This is a genomic window from Kitasatospora sp. NPDC058406 (assembly GCF_042722765.1).
GTDB lineage: Bacteria > Actinomycetota > Actinomycetes > Streptomycetales > Streptomycetaceae > Kitasatospora.
Window position 1 is genome coordinate 1 of sequence record NZ_JBHXKE010000196.1, and the last position, 19200, is coordinate 19200.

At 69.4% G+C, this 19200-nt stretch carries 16 protein-coding genes and 1 pseudogene; 11 read left to right on the forward strand and 6 right to left on the reverse strand.

What is annotated here, in order from left to right; all coding sequences use genetic code 11:
• Positions 1–499: 499 nt before the first annotated feature.
• Positions 500–793 (reverse strand): hypothetical protein, encoded by a 294-nt coding sequence (locus ACFWOG_RS30145; RefSeq protein ID WP_380362064.1) that lies wholly within the window; start codon positions 791–793, stop codon positions 500–502.
• Between the two features lie 330 nt (positions 794–1123).
• Here ACFWOG_RS30145 and ACFWOG_RS30150 point away from each other — a divergent pair, with 330 nt between their 5' ends.
• The 4 genes from ACFWOG_RS30150 (at position 1124) to tpg (ending at position 4448) form a co-directional block, all read left to right on the forward strand.
• Positions 1124–1846 (forward strand): hypothetical protein, encoded by a 723-nt coding sequence (locus ACFWOG_RS30150; RefSeq protein ID WP_380362066.1) that lies wholly within the window; start codon positions 1124–1126, stop codon positions 1844–1846.
• Between the two features lie 332 nt (positions 1847–2178).
• Entirely contained in the window at positions 2179–2859 is a 681-nt protein-coding gene (locus ACFWOG_RS30155) for a hypothetical protein (RefSeq protein WP_355402429.1), read from the forward strand.
• An 81-nt stretch (positions 2860–2940) separates the two neighbouring features.
• Entirely contained in the window at positions 2941–3840 is a 900-nt protein-coding gene (locus ACFWOG_RS30160; protein WP_380362068.1) for a hypothetical protein, read from the forward strand.
• Positions 3841–3902: 62 nt separating this feature from the next.
• Positions 3903–4448, forward strand: a complete 546-nt coding sequence (gene tpg, locus ACFWOG_RS30165; protein WP_380362070.1) for a telomere-protecting terminal protein Tpg — start codon at positions 3903–3905, stop codon at positions 4446–4448.
• A 455-nt stretch (positions 4449–4903) separates the two neighbouring features.
• On the opposite strand, the gene ACFWOG_RS30170 is transcribed toward tpg, so the two are convergent.
• The 4 genes from ACFWOG_RS30170 to ACFWOG_RS30185 form a co-directional block, all read right to left on the reverse strand.
• Positions 4904–5383 carry an Imm1 family immunity protein gene (locus tag ACFWOG_RS30170; protein ID WP_380362073.1) on the reverse strand — a complete coding sequence of 160 codons (480 nt, stop codon included), beginning with the start codon at positions 5381–5383 and terminating at the stop codon, positions 4904–4906.
• Between the two features lie 182 nt (positions 5384–5565).
• Positions 5566–6201: a hypothetical protein gene (locus ACFWOG_RS30175; RefSeq protein WP_380362075.1), complete on the reverse strand. Its 636-nt coding sequence runs from the start codon at positions 6199–6201 to the stop codon at positions 5566–5568.
• Positions 6202–6207: 6 nt separating this feature from the next.
• Positions 6208–10716, reverse strand: a complete 4509-nt coding sequence (locus ACFWOG_RS30180) for a polymorphic toxin-type HINT domain-containing protein (RefSeq protein ID WP_380362077.1) — start codon at positions 10714–10716, stop codon at positions 6208–6210.
• 197 nt (positions 10717–10913) lie between these two features.
• Positions 10914–12689, reverse strand: coding sequence for a trypsin-like serine protease (locus tag ACFWOG_RS30185; protein WP_380362079.1), 1776 nt, complete (start codon positions 12687–12689; stop codon positions 10914–10916).
• A 1096-nt stretch (positions 12690–13785) separates the two neighbouring features.
• Between ACFWOG_RS30185 and ACFWOG_RS30190 the strand changes: the two genes are divergently transcribed.
• The 3 genes from ACFWOG_RS30190 (at position 13786) to ACFWOG_RS30200 (ending at position 15502) form a co-directional block, all read left to right on the forward strand.
• Positions 13786–14253 (forward strand): hypothetical protein, encoded by a 468-nt coding sequence (locus ACFWOG_RS30190; protein ID WP_380362081.1) that lies wholly within the window; start codon positions 13786–13788, stop codon positions 14251–14253.
• 363 nt (positions 14254–14616) lie between these two features.
• Complete coding sequence (locus ACFWOG_RS30195; RefSeq protein WP_380362083.1) at positions 14617–14844, forward strand: hypothetical protein; 228 nt, start codon at positions 14617–14619, stop codon at positions 14842–14844.
• 46 nt (positions 14845–14890) lie between these two features.
• Positions 14891–15502 carry a hypothetical protein gene (locus ACFWOG_RS30200; protein ID WP_380362085.1) on the forward strand — a complete coding sequence of 204 codons (612 nt, stop codon included), beginning with the start codon at positions 14891–14893 and terminating at the stop codon, positions 15500–15502.
• A 692-nt stretch (positions 15503–16194) separates the two neighbouring features.
• On the opposite strand, the pseudogene ACFWOG_RS30205 reads toward ACFWOG_RS30200, so the two are convergent.
• Positions 16195–16426, reverse strand: a pseudogene (locus tag ACFWOG_RS30205) (transposase); the annotation flags it as partial.
• Positions 16427–16465: 39 nt separating this feature from the next.
• Here ACFWOG_RS30205 and ACFWOG_RS30210 point away from each other — a divergent pair.
• The 4 genes from ACFWOG_RS30210 to ACFWOG_RS30225 all read left to right on the forward strand — a co-directional run bounded on the left by ACFWOG_RS30210 (position 16466) and on the right by ACFWOG_RS30225 (position 19109).
• The gene (locus ACFWOG_RS30210) at positions 16466–17089 is read left to right on the forward strand and encodes a hypothetical protein (RefSeq protein ID WP_380362087.1); all 624 of its coding nucleotides are present in this window, start codon (positions 16466–16468) and stop codon (positions 17087–17089) included.
• A 137-nt stretch (positions 17090–17226) separates the two neighbouring features.
• Positions 17227–17445 (forward strand): hypothetical protein, encoded by a 219-nt coding sequence (locus ACFWOG_RS30215; protein ID WP_355402451.1) that lies wholly within the window; start codon positions 17227–17229, stop codon positions 17443–17445.
• A 414-nt stretch (positions 17446–17859) separates the two neighbouring features.
• Positions 17860–18195: a hypothetical protein gene (locus ACFWOG_RS30220; RefSeq protein ID WP_380362089.1), complete on the forward strand. Its 336-nt coding sequence runs from the start codon at positions 17860–17862 to the stop codon at positions 18193–18195.
• Positions 18196–18197: 2 nt separating this feature from the next.
• Positions 18198–19109, forward strand: coding sequence for a hypothetical protein (locus ACFWOG_RS30225; protein WP_355402455.1), 912 nt, complete (start codon positions 18198–18200; stop codon positions 19107–19109).
• Positions 19110–19200: the final 91 nt, after the last annotated feature.

Below are 19200 nucleotides of genomic sequence, written 5' to 3' on the forward strand. Positions count from 1 at the left end.
CGGGGAGATCAGCTGTCCGTCACCGGGGAGATTTCATGTCCACCAGCGGGGAGCCCAACTGACCGCCAGCGGGGAGTCTGCCGTGTCCGCTGACAGCGGACCGAGGAACCGGCGAAGGCCGGCTGACCGTCACAGGCGCCTGCTCGACGGCCCTCCGCCCTCCGGGCGGAGGGCCGTCACCGCCTTCAGCTATGTTCTTCCGGACTAGCGCCGGCGGGTCACAAGCGCATTTGAGGGGGAAACGTGCCAGGTGCGCGGCTGGACGCGGATTGGGTCCGATCCTGGGGGAAGCAGACCGATACGGCGCTGACGAAGCTGACGCAGTCGTTCCTCCCGACACACGGCTTCCCGCCCAGTCACAACGCCGTGACGCTCGCAACCGACGACAGTCACCAGGCGGCGAGTGCACTCGTGGACCTGACACCGATCCCCTCCGACCTGACCACGCTCTACTGGGTGATCAGCGAGGCTTCCCTGCCCGACGTCGACAACAGGTACTTCATCCACTCACCCGCGACGGTGGCGGGACACTTCCGCGAGTACGGCCCCGGACGAGGTCCCAGGCGTGGGCCCAGGCCTCCTTGCGGTCAAGGAAGGCGAGGAAGTCGAGCGGGTCCGCCAGAGCGCGCCAAGCGGCCTGGAGGTCGCCTCGATTGAGGTGGAGGCGGGCGGCGCCGAGCGCGTCGAGGTGCAGGCCCTCGCGGGTGAGGACCTGCTCGAAAGCGGTAGCGGCCTGGGCGGTGCGGCCACGGGCGCCGGCGATCAGGCCCCGGACGGTGGCCTGCAAACCCACCCGCGTCCAGCGGATTGTCCGGATGACGCTCGTGAAAGGCGGCCAGTCCCCGCTCAGCATTCTCCCAGCGCCCGGCCTGCCAGTCGAGCATGACCTGGAAGGACTGGATGTACGGGTCCATCATCTGCATGTGGGTACGTGCCGCCATCGCGTTCGCTTCGGCGATGGCCGCCGCCCGTGCGTCGTTGCCGACGGCGAGCGCGCCCAAGGCACTTGCGCCGAGAAAGGCCACCGTGCCCTGGAGCACCCGCACGTCGTCGCCCTCGCGGGGCAGCACCGCCACCACCTTCGCCGCGGCGGGATCGGCGGCCGCACGCCATGATGGCCGCCATGACGAACAGCGCAGACCCGCACCCCGCCCAGATACCGGGCTACGACGGTGGCCCCTACACACCACACCCTGAACTCCTGGACGAGCACCTCTTCTGGCTCGCGCACCTCGCCTCCTGCGCCCACCTCGAGGAGGCCCAGGAACTGCTGTTCGGCCCCGACTACGAGGCAGGCGAGGAGTTCTACCGCCAGGTCTGGGACAGAGCCGACTGGCCGCTCTTCACCGTCCCGCTGACCGCCGGCCACCGCTTCCATGTCGTCTATCGCACCTTCGACGGCGACCGGGGGACCGACTACCTGATTCACCACCCCGACTGGGAACGCGCCGAACTCCTTGCCCAGGACGACGGCCACTTCATGGGCCCGGCCTTGTCCTGGCCCGAACTCGCCGCCGCTGCAGACAACGGCATCCCCGGCGGCAGCACCGACGACCCCCACGCCCGCCTGCTGCTTCTGCTGCCCGCCCTCGGAGACCACGCCGTACCCGGCCGCGCCGTCGCCCGCCTCGCGGCCGCGCTGCACGCCCGCACCACTGTCGAGGACCCCGACCGGCTCGCAGCCCTCCTCCTCACCGAACAGGGACAGCCCGGACCAGCGCACTGGACGACCACCGAAGACGGCATCCGCATCAACGACGGCCACCACTCCTACCGCAACCCCGCCAACCACTTCGCACTGTCAGCCCACCACCTCGCCCGGGTCTCCGCCGCCCTCACACCGTGACCCACATCCGGACGCCATCCGCCGACACACCCTCCTGTCCGACCGCCGGTCCCGACATGTCACCCCCAGAGCCTCGTGGCCTAGGCGCCACTGGGCCCGGTTCTACCAGGTCCCGGCGGCGGGCGATTCCAGTGCTGGCCCGCTCCGGTTCCAACAACCGTGACCAAGTTCCAACTACCGTGTCACGGCTCACCTGTCCGGACCTCCGGGACGATCTTGGTGACACCTTCCGCGTTGAAGTGACAGGTATCGCGTTCAGGCACAGGAGGCGATGCGAGGGTGGGGCCTGGCTGACGTTTGGTCACTCGAACACGTGCTCGAATAATGGGGGAGTGACCGCCGACGTGCCCTTCTCCCGCCCCCACCGCTCGCCCGAGCGGCCGGGCGACGCCGTGTGGGCGCCGCGGGAGCTGATGACACTGCCCGGCGCGTCCCGGGACGTGCGCAGGTGGCGGCTGGTGGAGATCCTGCTGGGCGGGCGGTGGCGGCCGGGGCTGCTCACGGTGTGGCGGCGCCCGCCCGGCAGTACGAGCTGGGTGGTCCACGTGCGGTGGGACGACGACGCGACCGCATCCGAGGGACAGGCCTGGGGCTGGTTTCTCTACGACGAAACGACGGTGCGCCCGCTGCCCGAGCCCGGCGACGGGCCGCCGGCCCGGGCGCCGTTCCACGGGGTGTGGCGCGATGCGCTCACGCTGCCGTCCGAGCTCGCGGGCGTGCCCGACCCGGAGGGTGCGGACCGGTGCTGGCGCCTGGCGTGGGTGCGGATCGGGGGAGGCTGGCGTTCGGGCCTGGTCACCGCGCGCCGCCGCCCGGGCCCGGACGTGCCGTGGATCGCCCACGCGCGCTGGGGCGAGGACAGGCAGAGCGCCTGGCTGCTCTACGACCCGGCCGCGGTGCGGATCCTGCCCCACGCCGACGAACCCGGCGACGGCCCGGGCACGTCCACCAACCCGGTAGCGGCCGTTCCGGCCGGCGACCGCGGACACACGGCGCCGGGAGCGGCCGGATGAGGAACGCCACCGCCCCGGCCGTCCCCGCGCCGGGTCCGGTACTGCCTGTGCCCGACCCGGGGGAGGAGCGCGGGCTGAGGCTTGCGAACCTGCTGGAAGAGACCAGCCCGGCCGCCCGCCGTGCGCGGGTCGAGGCCGCGACCCGACCGGTCCTGCCCGCTCACCGAGCAGGAGCAAGCGGCGCCGTACGCGGTCGGCCTGGACGTGAACACGGCGTTCCTCGCGGCCGCCGGTCGCCTGACGCTGCCGCTCTCCGGGCCGGTCCACGAGCTGAACCCGGTGTTCGACCCGAACCTGCCGGGTTCCTGGCTGGTCGACCTCTCTCACGTCGACACCGACCCGCTGCTCCCGTCGCCGTTCACCCCGGACGGCTCCCGGCCGACCGGGCCGGCCTGGTACTCCACGGTGAAGGTCGCCTACGCCATCGAGCTCGGCGCCCGCCCGCAACCGCTGGAGGGCTGGCTGCGGCACGAGAGCGGCCCCTACCTCGACCCGTGGCACAAGCGGCTGCGCCAGGCGTACCTGGACACGATGGCCGCCCTCGGCGTCCCGCTCAACCTCGCCGACACCGACCCCGTCGCCTACTTGGAGAAGATGGCGGCCATCAAGGCGGGCCAGGGCGATCCGGCGGAGCTCGCGGTGCTCACCGTCGCCGCCGCCTACTGGAACCACACCAGGTCGGGGTCCGCCGCCTGGACCCGCTTGAAGCCGGAGGTCCGGGCCGAGCTGACCGGGCAGGCCGACGCCTGGCTGCGCGCCGCGCAGACCGCGGGCATCGTGGCGCCGGCCGCCGCGCCGAGCAAGGACCACACCGCCCTGTGGCTGGACGACCAGGGCGGCGTGTGGAACGACGCCCCGACCACCGACGGCGGCGACGACGACCTGGCGCTGCCGCTGGTGACCGCCCGCGAGGAAGCCGTCTCCCGCCGCGACCTCGAAGACCGCGGCCACCGCCTCACCCTCATCGGCTGGACCCGCTGAACCCGACCGCCCGGCGCCGGGTGGTCCCCACCACCATCAAGACCCCGAGGAAGGACAGCCCAATGGGGGAGATCGACGAGGGCCTGGAGCGCGCCGAGCGCACTCGCCCGATCCCGCAGTCCCTGTCTGCCCGGATGCGGTTCCTACTCAAAGGCACCAAGGGCTCCACCAAGGCCCTGGCGGCCGAGCTCGGCGTCAGCCAGCGGACCGTGCAGCGCTGGCTCAAGGGTCAGGGCACCCCGAAGCCCGCCGCCGCGAAGAAGGTCGAGGAGCGGGTCCGCGCGAAGTGGCAGCCCAAGGTCAAGCAGCGCGTGCGCAACGCCGCCGAGACCAACGGCTTCATGCTGCACATCAGCGGCACGTTCGGCTTCAACTCGGCCGTCGGCTCCACCGACGACCCCCGCCCCCGCACCATCACCCAGAAAATGCCCGGCGACGTCGCCCTCCGCCTCTACGAGGCCCGCGACGCGGGAGCCGGCCAAGCCGAGCAGGAACGGATCCTCGCCGAAGGCCTGCGCGAGCACTACTTCAAGGACGGCAGCCACCGCGCCCGCAACCTCGACGTCGAGCTCAACGACATCTCCTGGATGGACCTGGAGGGGCTGTAGACGCCCCGAACACCCCGCCACACCTCCGTGCCACCGAAAACAAAGCCCCGGCCGCCCCCAAACGGCCGGGACTTCTCCATTTGCACGACCCCACACACGAATTCACCGGCGAAACCCGAAAGGCCACAGGACGAGCGACCACTACGACCACGCCGACGATGACGGCCTGCCGCTCCTGCCACTGCCCCACTCCCCGACCCGCTGAGGGCCGGCTGAGGATGCCGGCCCCCGCCCACACCCTCCTGCTGCGCGCCAGCGCCGCCGGTTGGAGCGCCTGCCCTCGGGAACACCCGGCAATCCCGATCCCCGTGGCAGTCAACCGGTGAGCCGCCGTCCCGCATGGCTGGAGTTCACCACCTGCCAGCGGTGAATTCCAGCCTCTAGGGAATTTTGCGTCGGAAGTTCTCAGCTTCTGAAATCCGAGACTGAAAATCATGGGCCGTTCAGCAATTTGATCAGTCTCTGACTATCGGCCTGTCGTGGCGTTGGCCGGTCAGTTCGCCGGTGACCCATTCGACGCATGAGGGGCGTTCGCCTGTTCCCGCCAGGCAATATTCCTCGATGGCTGCGACGACGCGATGCATCGGCAGGGTGCTGGCGGGGTCGTGAGTCCTGCCTGTGTACGTGTCCGAGACCAGGTCAGGGTCGATGGTCGGGGGCTCTGGATTGTCGGAGATCCAAATGTGGCTGTACACCCCGCCTCTCTCCAGCAAGTGCTCGCTCGCGCACCAAACAAGTGCCCCGTGGCTGCGGTCCTCGCTGATCGAAACATTGAGGTGGGCGGCAGGAAAGTCGGACGGGGGTTCAATGAGGACGAACGACACCACCTGGCGCTTGGAGCGGCTGTACTGGACAGCTTCTGATACAGCCTGGATGGTTTCATCTCGATCTGAAGGACATACTTTGCCGATTTTTGAGGAAACCTGCAGAATCATGGATTACGCTTCCTTAACCACCAGGTCGCCCGCGCTGCCATGGGCGAACTCAAAGCCGGCATGCACCCCGGCCCGACCAAGGCCCCGGAAGGCGGCACTCCCACCAACTGAGCACCCAGTGCAAGGGCGCGCAGTCGGTACGTGATCCGTACCCACTGCGCGCCCGATGACTGTCGACGGTCTCAGCGCATCAGGTGCTCGTAACCTGGGACGAGAAACTGCCCGTACTCGAATTGCCGCCCGAGTTCCACGTACCGCTCATACTGCTTCCGGGTGATTTGCGGGCCGTAAGTGAGCGCGCGTAGGAGGAAGCGGAACGCCAGGTCGGGGCAGGCGTGGACGGCGGCGTGGCTGAGTGCGGGCACCACACCAGGGATGGACTTCCATGACGAGTCCTGTGCCAGCTCCAGGAGGCCCGGAGTGACGATCATGATCTCGTCCAGGACGGCCCCTGTCAGGTGCTGGTACGGGCTAACCGGTACCTCCTCTGGAGGAGTGAGGCCCTCCGCGCGGAGTCGCTCCCGGCACAGCCGGACGACTCCCAGGAGCCAGTCGTGGGGGTCGATCCCCGCGTTCCTGAGCTCCAGGCGGCGCTCGCTTCCCACCGCCCAGAGCGTTTCGAACACCCAGGTTGGCACAGCCGGAGCAGCGACCCGGAGAGTGTCGATGAGGAGTGCCTCGACCAGGTGCGGCGGCATGCCGTCGGTGTAGTACGTCAGTGCCTGTGCCTCGGTGGCCCATTCGTCCCGCCAACTGTGGTGGAACACCTGCCCCAGGTGGGGCAGCCCGAACTCGTCCCCGCCGTATCTCTCAGTCATCACGCATCACCCTCCGGCCAGCGGGAAGATGGAACCGATGATCCACTTCTTGCCATTGTGCTGGGGCGCCCTCAACAGCCGGACCTTGACCTTGGTTCCGGAATCAGCGGCGTTGAGACTGCCGCCCGGAGGATACACCTTGCCCAGCGAGGTCAGGCGTTGGCCATCCCTGATGACATCAACATCGACGATGATTTCCTTGAAGTCCGACGCGCCCGGCTGTCCCCAGGTGCGAAGTGCGTTCTGACTCTTGGCGAGGGCCGATCGCAGTGCTTCCTCAGCGATGCTGAGGTCGCTGAACACCCCGTTCGGGTCGGTGGCGGTAGTAAGCCCGGCCGCTTCCTCGGGTGTGACCCCTGCAGTCTCGCCGTTTGGACCGTAGGCGCCTTCGGCCACGTGCTTCTTGATGGTGTGTGCGCGGGCGTCCAGGTTTCGCCCCAGTTCGTCGCCCCACAGGTCGAAGCAGTTGTGGACGAGGATGCCGCTGCCTGTCTTCTGCGGACCATGCACGTAGAAGGTGTGCGTGCCGTCGACGGTGAGGTCGTACACCGCCTGGGTGGTGCCCGTCTGTTCGTGCAAACCGGTCACCGGGTTGTGCGACCCGTCGCGGCCTGCCAGGACGTCGCCGACGTGCAGGTCGGAGACCTCGCGCCAACCAGCCCCCTTGACAAAGAAGCGGTGTCCGACCGTGCTGGTGATCCGACCCTCGTACTCGGTGTCGATGTCGATCAGACGGGTAGTGGAGTGCCTGAAGGTGCTGGTCACCGGCTGGGCTCCGGTGAAACCCGTGGCGGGATCGGTGGCCAGCACTTGGTCGCCTGTCCGGAGGGTTTCGATGGCCCGGTCGGTCCCGTCGGCCATGATCACGCTCGTGCCGGCCGGGAAGCTGTTGGTCGGGCACGCCGTGCGAACCCCCTCCGCGAGCTCGTCTTCAAACTTAAGCTGCTCGACCAGAGCTCGTTCGATGTTCCGGTCGGCGCTGAGGGCCGCGAGTGCCGTGTCGGTGCCGACGCCGTCCTTGAGGGTGTTGCGGAAGGCGGTGACTTTGTCGGCGGTGGCGAGGAGCTTGAGTTTGACCGCGTCGCTGTAGCCGTCGAGGGCGGCTTGGAGGGCGAGTTTTGCTTGTTCGAGTTCGACGCCGGTTTCGAGGGCGAGGCGGAAGGCGGTGATGCCTTTGGCGCCCTTGGCGAGGGTGCCGTAGGGGATGAAGTTGGATGCTGCCCAGGCGCAGGGGCCGTTGAGGCCGGGGGTGTTCCAGCATTTGACGAAGTCGCCGGTGAGGGCGTCGAAGATGAGCTGGCTGGTGCTCTTGTATTCTTTTTTGGCTGTGGTGTCGTACTGCGAGGTGACCGGCTCGGTGCGGATGAGGACGGTGTCCAAGCTGCTGTACTTGCCCTGGCATGCGGCGATGGAGAGGTTCGGTTCGGGGCAGGTCTTCAGGTAGTAGTCGACCGTGCCGGTGACCTTGACTGTGACCGGCAGGTCGCAGACCAGCTTTTTGCCTTCCTCACGCCATCCGCCGGGGAAGATGGCGATGATGATCGGATTGAATTCGACGCATTTGCTGTGGTCCTCGCGGATGACCGCGGGGTTGACGTCGGACCGGGGGACGCCCTCGACGAAGCTGACGCGGCCGTTGCTGTCGACGGTGGCGGTCTCGTGCTGCATCTTGCCGTCGGTGGTGTCGGCCTGCTGCTTGGACATGATCAGCTGTGCGGCCTCGCGGGCGGACGCGAACGCGTCGTCCCTGCTCTTGCCGGCGGCGACGGCCGAGGCCTGGGCCTTGTCGGACTCGGTCTTGGCGTCGGACGCGTACTTCCCGGCCTGTTTGGCGTAGCCGGCTGCCGCGCTGGCTGAGATTCCGGCGGTGCGGGCGGATACCTGGGCTGTGGCTGCGGCGGTGCGGGCCTGTTTGGCGTGGGCGGCTGCCTGGTCGGCGGATGTCTTGGCCTGTGCGGCGGAGTTGGCGGCTTGGGTTGCCCAGCCGACGGCTTGTGCGGCGAAGGCCTGGGCCTGCCGGGCGTAGCCGGCGGCTTCGTCGGAGGCGTTGCGTGCGGTGGCGTAGGACTGGGCGGCCTGGGCCGCGTACTCGCGGGCGACGGCGGCGTTGCCGTCGATGGCGGCGAGGTAGGAGTTGACGGTGGCGATGTGGGCTGCGGTGAAGGCGTCGCGTTGGCGGGCCAGGGGCAGGCTGATCTGCAGGAACGGTACGAGGCCGGAGGCGGGTCCGGACATGGCGGCCTGGGCGGCGGCCTGGACCTCGGGGCTGCCGGTGGCGATGGCCTGGGAGATCAGGACCCGGTTGTCGTGTTCGCGTGCGATGTACTGGCCCTTGGTCAGGAACGCGCGGACGTCGGCGTGGGTGCCGCTCATGGCGGTGTTCGCGGCGTCCTGCACGCCGGGTCCGCCGACGGACATGATCTGCGAGAGCAGGACCCGGTCGTCGTGTTCCTGGCCGTTGTAGGCGCCGCTCGTCAGGAAGGCGCGGACCTGTGCGGGGGTGCCCACCGAGGCGGTCTCGGCGGCGAGCTTGTGCTCGAGGTTCGTGGAGCCTTCGGCGATGCCGATGACGCTGCTGCGGTCGTCCTGTGTCCGGGCCAGCGCGAGGTCGGTGCTGAGGAAGGCGAGGACGGCGCCGTCCGAGCCCTCCAGTGCGCTCTGCGCCGCGGTCTGGACCCAGGGGCCGCCGGCGTCCAGCAGACGGACCGCGGCCTGGCGGCCCTTGGCCACGGCATCCTTCTGGTCGACCCCGGCGGCTGTGGCTTCGGTGATGAGCCGTTCGGTATCGGTGGCGAGCTGGGTGGTCTTCCCGGCCTCCCAGGCCGCCTTTCGGGTCTTCAGGTCCTCGTCCCGGTAGGCCTGCTGGGCGATTGCCACCTCGGCGGCCTGCTGGGCGTCCAGGCGCTCCTGGTCGGAGGCGCGGGCGATGGCCGCGATGTTGTGGGCCTGCTTTGCGGTGTTCTCCGCGGACACGGCGGCCGTTTCGGCGGTGGCGGCCGCGGCCTGTGCGGTCGCGGCGGCCTTGGTCGAGTCGCCGGCGTGTGCGGCCGCGTCCTCCGCGGCAGCCGCTGCTGCCTCGGCGTGCGCGGCGGAGGAGTTCGCGGCCTGTTTCGATTCGCGGGCGGCTGTGGCGGCGTCGTCGGCGATCTTGGTGGTGGCCTTCGCCGCGCGGCTGGCTTCCGCGGCGGCGCTGTTGGCCCGGGCGGCTGCCTTCCTGGCCCGGTCCGCGGCCTCCCCGGACACGCCCGAGGAGGTGGCCGCGTTGGCGGAGGCCTGTGCGGCGGCGGCGGCGTTGGTGCCCGCGGATTCGGCGGACTGTGCTGCTGACTTGGCTTGGGTCACGGCCCGTTCGGCCCAGCCGCTGGCCTCGCCTGCGGTGCGGGCGTCGGCTGCGGCGGTGCGGGCGGCGGCTGCGGCCGCGCGGGACTGGTCGGCCTTGCCCGCGTCGCCGCCTGCCTCGGCCGCCGCCGACAGAGCCCGGGTGGCGGCCTTGCCCGCCTTCATGGCGGCCGCGGCCGCGTTGGCGGTGGCTGCCGCGGCCTGCCGTGCGGCCTCGTTCGCTGCCTTGGCCGCGGCCGTTGCCGTCTGGACGGAGCTGGCCGCCCGGATGGCGGCGTCCGCCGCCCGGTCGGCCGCGTTGGAGGCCTTCGCGGCGTCGGACTGGGAGGCCCGGGTCTCGTTCGCGGCGCGCTCCGCCGCCTCCTTGGCAAGCGCGGTTGCCTGGAGTGCCTTCGCGGACGCGTCCTTGGCGATGCGGGCCTGCTCGCCGGCCTGGGTGGCGGCGTTTCTTGTCAGGTCCGTGAGCTGTGCGATGGTCAGGGTTTCCTGGTCGTGGGCCGCGGCGGTCTGGTAGCCGTAGCGCAGGAAGTCCTGGACGTCCTCGGCGCCGCCGCCCATCGCGGCGTTGGCGGCCTGCTGCACCTGCGGGCCGCCCACGTGCATCAGCTGGGACAGCTTGACCCGGTCGTCGTGCTCCCTGACGTTGAACTGACCGACGTTCAGGAACTGGTTGACGTCCTCCAGCGTGCCGGACATCGCCTTGTTCGCGGCGTCCTGCACCGCTGGGCTGCCGGTTGACATGATCTGTGACAGCAGCACCCGCTGGTCGTGCTCGTACGGGTTCTGGATCCCCTTTTCGAGGAAGGTCTGCAGACCGGCCGCGTTGCCGGCGAGTGCGGTGGTGGCGGCTTCGCGGACCCCCGGGCCGGAGATCGCGATCAGTTCCTCGATGCGCGCCCGCAGGTCGTATTCCGCGGCGACGGCCCTGCCGGTCGTGACGAACGCAGTGACGTCGGCGTCGGAACCCGCCAGCGCGGTCTCGGCGGCCCGGCGTACGTTTGGTCCGCCGTTCTGCCACGCCGCCACCGTTTTCACCCGGTCCGCGACCGGGCCCGTCGCCGGCGGGGCGTCGACCGCCGCGGCCGGAATCGTGAGCAGCCCCACCAGCAGGCTGCCGGCCACGAGTCCGGAGGCGAATCTGCGCCGTCCGGCCCGTGGTATCGAAGAGATGTCCATCGAAACGTGAAGTTCCTTTCTGTTCGGGCACCGGGGGGTCGCCAGCGGTCAGCACAGCGCGAGCGGCGCCCACACCCGGTACCAGGGGCGCGTGCTCAGCGCGCGTCACCCGTGGCGTACGGCAGATGTCGACCGCCGGCGGGCGGGGGTGATGGCCGGCTCCGGACATCACCCCCGCCCGGCGCGGGGTCGGATGCTCAGCCGGTGCTGGCCGCCGTGATGGCCTTGACGCCGGTGGCGTCGCCGGGAATCTCCTTCCAGGCGGTCCAGAGACCGGTGTTGTAGTTGGCGTCGCGGGTGTAGACCTTCTTGTCCTCGTTGACGGCGTAGACGTGTACGACGTTGTCGGAGGTGGTGCTGGTGAGGACCGTGAGGTGGTTGTCACCCATCGGTGTCCACTGCTGGTCCCACAGGCCGGTGTCGAAGTTGCCGCTGGTGCTGTAGAAGGTGTCGGCGCCGGCGATCGACAGGTCGACGGTGGTGCCGTGGACGGCGGCGGAGATGGACGTCACGCCCGGCCGGCTGCCGGGAAGTTCGATCCAGTCGGTGCCCCAGCTGCCGGTGGTGTAGTTCCCGGTGCGGGTGTAGACCTTGCCGTCCTCGTTGATGGCGAAGACGTGGGTGGCGTTGTTGAAGTAGGCGCTGGTGACGGCCGTGAGCCGGTTGTCGCCGATCTTGCCCCAGGTGGGTCGCCAGGTGCCGGTGTTGTAGTCGGCCGTGGTGCCGTAGAGGGATCCGTCGCTGCCGATGATCTCCACGTCGACCAGGCCCGTGTTGCCCCGTACGGCGGCGGTGATCTTCTGGGCGCCGTCCGCGGCGACCGCGCTTCCCGGTACCTCGTTCCAGGCGCCCCAGCGGCCGCCGATCTTGCCGTCGCGGCTGTAGACGCGGTAGTCGGTCAGGACGGCGTACACGTGGACGGTGTCGCCGGTGGCGACGCTGTCGACCGCGAGCAGGCGACTGTCGCCGGTCGGGGTCCACCCGCGCGTCCACAGTCCGGTGGTGTAGTCGGCGACCGAGTCGTACAGCTTGTCGTCGGAGCCGATGATCTGCACATGGGTACCCGCGTACACGTCCGACGTGCGGTACCTCAGATCCTTCACCCAGCCGGCGAGGTCGTCGACGCGGGTGCTGGTGGCGCCTGTGCGGGTCTCGGTGTCGCCGAAGCAGCCGCCCTGCCAGGACCGGGAGGCGACACCGGTGATCTGGACAGCGCCGTTACCGGTGCGCAGCAGCGGGGATCCGGCATCGCCCGCGCAGATCGCGGAAGAGCCTGGCGCGGGGGTGCTGTCGATACTGGTGGCGGTGATGGCGCCGGTGGTGTGGGTGGCGGTGTGGGAGGTGTAGGGCCGCCACTGGGTGGCGGTGCGGCCGAAGCCGGGCACGCTCACGTTCTCGCCCGTGGCGGGAGGGGTGGCGGCCAGAGCGGCCGGGGTGACGCTGTCGACCGGGACGGCGAGGCGGGCCATGACGAGGTCGCGGTCGGTGCGCGGCACGAGTTCGGCGATGTCGACGGTCCTGCCGCCGATCGTCACGGTGCTCCTGCTCGCCGGCGCGCCGGCAGGGAGGGTGGCGGGGTTGTCGGTGAAGCAGCCGGCCGAGGTGAGGGCCCAGTGGCGGTCGACCAGGGTCGCGGTGCAGGCCCGCCCGCCCGCGCGGCCGGGCTGACCGATGACGACGCTGCCGACCGCGGGGTAGTCGCTGGTGATGGCCGGTGCGGCCGGTCCGTCGGCGGCGGACAGTTCCAGCAGGGTGATCCCCCCGACGGCGCTGCCCTCGCCTACGGGTGTGTGGTAGTTCTTGCGGAGGTCGAGGCTGCTGACCGAGCCGTCCGTGGTCAGCGTCGCTTTGACCGTGTGGTCGTCGCCCTTGAGGCTGTAGACCTTCGGAAGCTCCACCGCCAGGTAGCCGCCGGGCCCCGTGACCCGGAAACAGATCTTGGTAGGACCGAGGTCCAGAGTCCGGCTGTACACCTCGAGCATGTTGTCTGTCGACGTGCAGTCGGCCAGCTGGATGTTTCCGTCCCCCGACTTCAGGATGGCGTGTTGCTGCGCGAGGATCTGCGCGGCCCCCGGATAGGAGAAATTCTCCACAGCCAGCGGCGGCGTGGCCTCAGCGGCCGAGGCCGGCATCGAACCCGCCATCACAGGTATTGCCAGAAAAACAGCAAGTGGCCATACCACTCTGCGAGCCATACGCACAAGCACTCCCAAGTAAACTTACATGCCAGGGGGCCCCATGCCGCCCATCGCATGCGAATAGACAAGCGGACGGTATCGGCTCGCAATATGGAGCGTCAAAGCCCTTCCGACGTGCGATATCAAGGCCCCTGGCGGGAGGCGCGCGACCTTCGGCGACAGGCGCGGCCAACAGCCCCTCACAACAGAGAGACGTATCGGACATTCCTTCAGAAACAAGGAAGAATTGTGACAACGTGAGCGCTGCTCACCCGCCCGCGACCCGCTCTCGACTCGGGAGCCTCCGCTCCTCTTCGGCCGATCCCACCAGGGCGTTTCTGACCAATGATCAGCTAGCCGAACTGTGATGGCCGGTTCAACCACCTCGCCGTTCCGACACCGCCAGATGCCCAGCGAGGTCGCCGAAGTCTCTACGCCGCGCGACGCCGGAAAGAGCCAAGCCGAGCAGGAGAAGATCCTCGCCGAAGCGCTCGGCGAGCACGCTACTTCAAGGACGGCGGGCGCCGCGCCAGCGGCCTGGGCGTCGCGCTTAACAAGATCGCCTGGATGGACCTCGAGCCGTAGAACCCCCGCCACACCCCTCCGTGTCGCCAAAAAAAATCCCGCCCACCCCCAAGCGGCCGTGACTTCTCTATCTTCACGACCCCTGCACGCGAATTCACCGACGAAATCCGAAAGGCCACGAAATCACCAACGACATTCCCAGCATCGACCCGCACGGCCTACCGCCCCTGCCGCTGCCCATCACCTACGACCTGATACGCGGCGAGCTGACCATCCCGGCCGCCGCCGACACCACCCTGGAAGAAGAGCGGGCAAGGAGGCGATCGGGGTGCGGGCGGCGTAGGTGCGGGTCGGGGAGACCTACCTGGTGCGCGTCCCAGCCCGGCTCCCGTACGACCGGTACCCGCCGGACACCACTGACCCGGACAGCGTGCTGCTGCACCGGCGCCGCTGGATCCGCGCCGGCGCCGAGTTCGAGCCGGCCGTCACCGACCTCCCGGAGCCGGACGGCGAGCACATGGTCGCCGGAGTCCTGGTCGCCCCGCACTCCCGGGTCCGGGTCGAGCTGACCGACGACCAGGCCGTGGAGCTCGGCCCGGCGCCCAGCTGCGGGAGCGGCAGCGGGCGGCCGTCCGGCAGGCCCGTGAGGCGCAGCGGCAGCGGCACCGCCCGGTCTGCACCCGCTGCCGGGCGAAGTTCTCGGATGAGCGGTGGGCCGAGCAGGAGCAGGCCGCCACCTGGGACGATGACGGCCTGTTCGCTGGCTGCCGCGGCCGCCGCTGAAGCTGCGGCCGTCGAGGAGAAGCGGACCAGTTCCTGGTGGCGTCGGACCTGACCCGCTGCTCCCTGCCGCAGGCTGCTGACCTGCTGCCAGGAGTTTGGCACTCCTGCCGGTGGGTTCAGGATCCGGGGCCCGATGAGTTTCACGCCCGGGGCCTCGGCGGTGTCGAAGACGGCGCGCATTATGTGCACAGCCCGATTCCGAGTGGAGACAGGCCTATTACTTGTCGTGACTACCTCAACTTTTCCTCAAGTCTTGCCCGTGTTCTGTCTTTTGGCGCCTAGGGTCCTCTGTAGTCGACCTGATCGGGGTCGGTGCAGGAGGGGGATTCGATGATGAGGAAGGCCATTGTCGGCATGTTCGCTGGTGCTGCGGTGGCTGGGGCCCGGGGGGGCTGTGCCGGCGAGTGCCGTTGATGTGGATCCGGGCTGGAGCGGCAACTGCTGCCGGCCCGTGGCCGACCGCTCCTGCGGGCGGATCGGCTGGGAGTGGGGCGAGTGGCAGTGGCACCGTCTCGAACAGCTCTGGGTCTCGATCAGCCGGGCGATCGCCCGCACGAAGAGCGCGACGCTGACTGCGGCCGCCATGGCCGAGATCTCGGCCACCGCCCAGGTGCAAGGCGTCCAGACGTTGTATTCCAGTTGAAGCAGGGGTAATTGTGCGGAATTTGATTTCTCGTATTGCGTGTGCCGTGGCCGGCGTGGGGGCGATGGCCGTGATGGTCGCGCCGCAGGCCCAGGCGGGACCTGCGTCCGACGCGCCTTCGCTCGTCTCGGCGGCGGGGGCGGCGACCCGGCTCCCGGCGGGTGCGGTGCCCGGTCACTGGACCGTCGACCGCCAGGTTCCCGCTCCGACGCTTCCCCAGGGGGCGCCCGCCACGAAGGCCGCGACGGTCCCGCAGACCCCGGGCACGGTCGACAGCGACATCACCCTGGAGGTCCGCGACGTGCGCTACGCGGGGCAGGTCTGCGGGACCGGAAGGGTCGACATGGTCACCGGCCCCGGTCCTATGACCCTGACGCTGACCCAGAGCAGGGCGATAGCGAGCACCTGGTCGGCGAGCGTGACGATCCCTGCCTGGAAGGTCTCCACCCAGGTCGGGTTCAGTGTGACCGACACGGCCACGCGCACCGAGGCCGGGGCGTACACCGTTCCGGCCGGCAAGTTCGGTTATCTGGAGGCCTACCCCCTGTACGACCTCTTCTACTACGACATCTACAGCCGTGCCGTCACCGACCACTGGGTCGGCAACGGCAGCGCGCAGCACCCGGTAGGGTACTGCTACAACCACTGGTCGAACTAGGGGAATTCATATGAGGCGCCCTCTCCGGTTCGCGGGCGCGACGGTTCTCCTGGCCGCCGCGGCCCTGGCGACGGCATGTACCGGTGACGGGGAGACAACCCCCCGAGAAGACGCCTCATGGGCCCTGGAGGGGCTGGCCGCCGTTCCGGCGGGCCAGCCCCTCCAGGGCAGTGTCGACGCACCTCCTGCCAAGGGCACCGCCAAGATCCTGGGCATCGCGGAAGTGGAGGGAACCGACGTGGTCCTCGCCGTCAGGAACGACATCTGCGAGGTCTCGTTCCTGACGGCCCGCCCCGCCGGGGAGACGCCCACGGCTCACGGCTCTGTCGGATCGCAGCGTCCTTCCGGCAGCGTCCACTCGGACACTCACCAAGAATTTCCCGGCAACGTTCTCGCCGGAGAATACACCCAGGCGTCCACGCAAATTCCGCCGTTCACGTTCGTGGCCGTCGGATGCTCCGAAAAGGCAATGGCGGTGAGAATTGAGGGTGCGGGTGCCGCGGTTGAAGACGGAAGCAGGGCGGGGGACTCACTGAGAGTATGGCGGGACGGTCCGGACATGGTCCTGACTGTCGGGAATCCCGAGGCGATCCGCCGACCGGAACCCGGTCCCACCTCCTGAGGACACCAGGAACCGGACCGAGGGCACCCGCTCGACGCGGCGGGCGCCCTCGAGCCCGCCCCGACGAACCCTGCCTGCACCTCTGCGGCGATCGGAGTGCCGCGTTCTGCTGGGCACGGGCGAGCACGGCGACGGCCTGAACGAGCTCGCTGTCGGTGGGCAGCTGCCGGGGGGCGTCGGCGTCGGGTGCGGAGAATGTTCGCCAGCGCCAGGGCGTCCAGGTGGTCCGACGTCTTGCGCGCGACGGTCCGGCGCTCGCGGTAGCGCGCGGAGGCCGTGGGGTTGATCGCGTACACAGGGCGGCCTGCACCACCACCGCACCCACCCGCCAGGGGAGACCGATGAACCACCGCACCGCACCGGCCCTGCTCGCGGCCCTCGCGGGCCTGACCGTCCTGACTGCCTGCACGAACGACCAGCCCGCCGACAAGGCCCAACCCTCCCCGCAGACCGTCGCCTGCACGGCGCAGTACCACGCCCCGGAAAGCACGTTCCTGCGCCCGGAGAGCGTCTGGCCCCAGGCCCCCTACAGCCGGTCCGAGGCCTCGCTCACCCTGTCCGCGGGCTGCCCGAAGGCGCCCGCCGCCCCCTCCACCTCCTGCGACCCGGCGGAGTTCCCCTGGAGCGCCCCCGACGAGCTGCGGGCCGCCCGCCTGCGCGCGGCAGGCGTGGAGGCCTGGGTCAAGTCGACGATCACCGGCGGCGGCGCCGGCCAGAGCCTCACCCAGCAGGTGCTCGAACTCGCCCCGGACCAGGCGTCCGCAGCGCTGAACCGCTTCCGCGACCACCTTGTGCAGTGCGGCGCGACCACCGTCACCGAGACCGACGGACATCCCCAAGTCCTCCTACTCGAGGACCAGGCCCGGCCGAAACTCCTCGTCGACCTCACGAACGACCGGATCACCGCACTCACCCCGACCGGAGAAGGGTGGACCAGGCAACAACTGCTGCAGATCCAGCACTGACCTGTCCCCGCAGAACGCGCTGCGCCGGGCTGACGTCCCGGCGCAGCGCGGACCTGGAGCTGTAGACCGGCCCCGGTACCCCCCGTGTTGCCGAACGAAAAGCCCCGACCGCCTTCCAGCGGCCGGGACTTCTCTATGTGCGCGAGCTCTCGCGCGAATTCACCGACGAAATTCGGGAGAACCGGACGACCGACACCAACGACCACCGCAGCCCCGGCGGCGCGCCTGGCGCGCGGATGCCCGTCTTCCTCGATCTTGTCTCCGGCGGGCTGATGATCCCGGACCGCGGCGGTCGCGGCATTGCTGCGCACCTCCGTGAGCTGCGCCGAGGTGCGGAAGGCGTCCCGGCTCTGTGATCTACCTGTGGTCACGGTTTGATGTCGGGGGCAAACGGTTCGGCGATTTCCCCGCACTACACAGGAAGACGGAAAAACGCGGCCGGGGTGCCGACGTGCAGTCGGCACCCCAGCCATCTGCGAGGGCCCTTACGGCTCTGCGTGCCGGGGCTCCGACGCGGGGCTGGCTGCTGCAACAGCTGGCCCGATTCCCTGGTGCTGAGTAACCGACAAGCCTGGGTAGCCAGTCGTCAGCAACGATCGGGTCCTAGGTCGTTGATTGGCAAAGGGTGGCGGGACACGGATGTGCGATATGAATCAATAGGGAGGCTCATGGGTGCCCTGACCTGCGGTGATGTAAATCTTCGACAGGCCTAATACTCTCAAGTTTCCTCAAGGAAATGGGACGACTTGAATTAATGTCGCAATGGGAGGTTGACCGCCATGCCATTTGAGTGGCAATATCTGATCGTTCGTCAATACGGTCTGCAAGCCGTGATGGACGCGCTGAGTAATCGACAAACCATGAAGGGAGTAGTCATGTCCAGAACCGTTTCTCGGCGCCCGCGGACGCGCCGAAGCGCGCTGCCGGCGGGTATCGCCGGTGTGGTGGTCGTCGTGATTGTGGTCCTCTCGTTCGTCCAGCCTCTCCTGCTGGCCAATCCGCTGCTGGTGGCGGCGGCGAAGTCCGCGGTCACGGTCGTGGTAACGGGCCTGATGATGCGGGTGCTGCACATCCGCAGCCGCCGGCGCCGGGTGCCGGGGCTGTAGCCGTGGCCGGCCGGAAGAAGGCCGGAGTCACCCCCGGGCTGGCGGAGGAGCTCTCGAAGTTCCTCCGCCGGCTCCGGCCGCGGCCCGGCGGTAGCGAGATCACCTACAGCGAGATGGCCGAGATCCTCGGGGGACGGCGGTACTGCTCTGCGGTCACGCTCTCCCGGGCGGACCAGGGAGGCGACCGGGTGCCCCGAGTCGAGACGGTCACTGGCTACGTGGTCGCCTGCGAGGGTACGCCCGACGACCTCCGCCACGCCCGTCGGCTGCTCAGCACCGCGCAGCGCAGCCGGCAGCGAGCCCTGACCGCCGAGGAGTTCGACGACCCGAAGCAGGGCGCGCGGGTCGCCCGGCAGCGACACCGGGCGGTGTCGCCCCATCCTGACTACATGCGCTCCCGTCTGGACTTCCAGCAGGGGCTCAAGGGCTACCGGGAGGAGAGCGGCGGGCTCTCAATGAGGGCTATCGCTGAGAACGCGCAGGCCGCCGACCTGCACATCACGAAGAGCACCGTGCACCGCATGCTCTCGCCCGAGGGGATGTTCCTCAGCTGGGAGAGCGTTGAGGCATTCCTGACCGGGTGTCGGCCGGCCCGGCTTCCCGACATGGATGCCTGGCGGCGGGCATGGCAGAGGGTCTTCGGCCAGGAGTGCCAGGACGAATTCCGGATCCGCGATATCCAGCCCATGCACAGCCTTCCGCCGAGGGCTGACATCCGAACCAACGTCGTATCCCATCACCCGATCGCGCCGACGGCTGAATGGCGCCGCCCTTCTGTGCTTCTCCGCGACGGCTCCCAGGATCCGAAGCGGGGACGGAAGGGATCCGGTCCCAGCGATCTCGTGGTGGCAGGGGTAATCAGCGGCGTGCTCGGCGCCACCGTCGGCGTGCTGACTTCCCTGGCCAAGGGCTAGTAGGGCTTGGTCAGGTTCGTATCGGTGTGGGTATGTCGCGGTGGCAGGTGGGGCAGGCGCCGGCCCAGGTGGCGAGGAGTGACTGCAGCTC

Bases quoted from the DNA above. Each gene is read 5' to 3' on its own strand.
- ACFWOG_RS30150 (WP_380362066.1), top strand. From the start codon at position 1,124: ATGACGAACAGCGCAGACCCGCACCCCGCCCAGATACCGGGCTACGAC.
- tpg (WP_380362070.1), top strand. From the start codon at position 3,903: ATGGGGGAGATCGACGAGGGCCTGGAGCGCGCCGAGCGCACTCGCCCG.
- ACFWOG_RS30170 (WP_380362073.1), bottom strand. From the start codon at position 5,383: ATGATTCTGCAGGTTTCCTCAAAAATCGGCAAAGTATGTCCTTCAGAT.
- ACFWOG_RS30175 (WP_380362075.1), bottom strand. From the start codon at position 6,201: ATGACTGAGAGATACGGCGGGGACGAGTTCGGGCTGCCCCACCTGGGG.
- ACFWOG_RS30180 (WP_380362077.1), bottom strand. From the start codon at position 10,716: ATGGACATCTCTTCGATACCACGGGCCGGACGGCGCAGATTCGCCTCC.
- ACFWOG_RS30210 (WP_380362087.1), top strand. From the start codon at position 16,466: ATGAACCACCGCACCGCACCGGCCCTGCTCGCGGCCCTCGCGGGCCTG.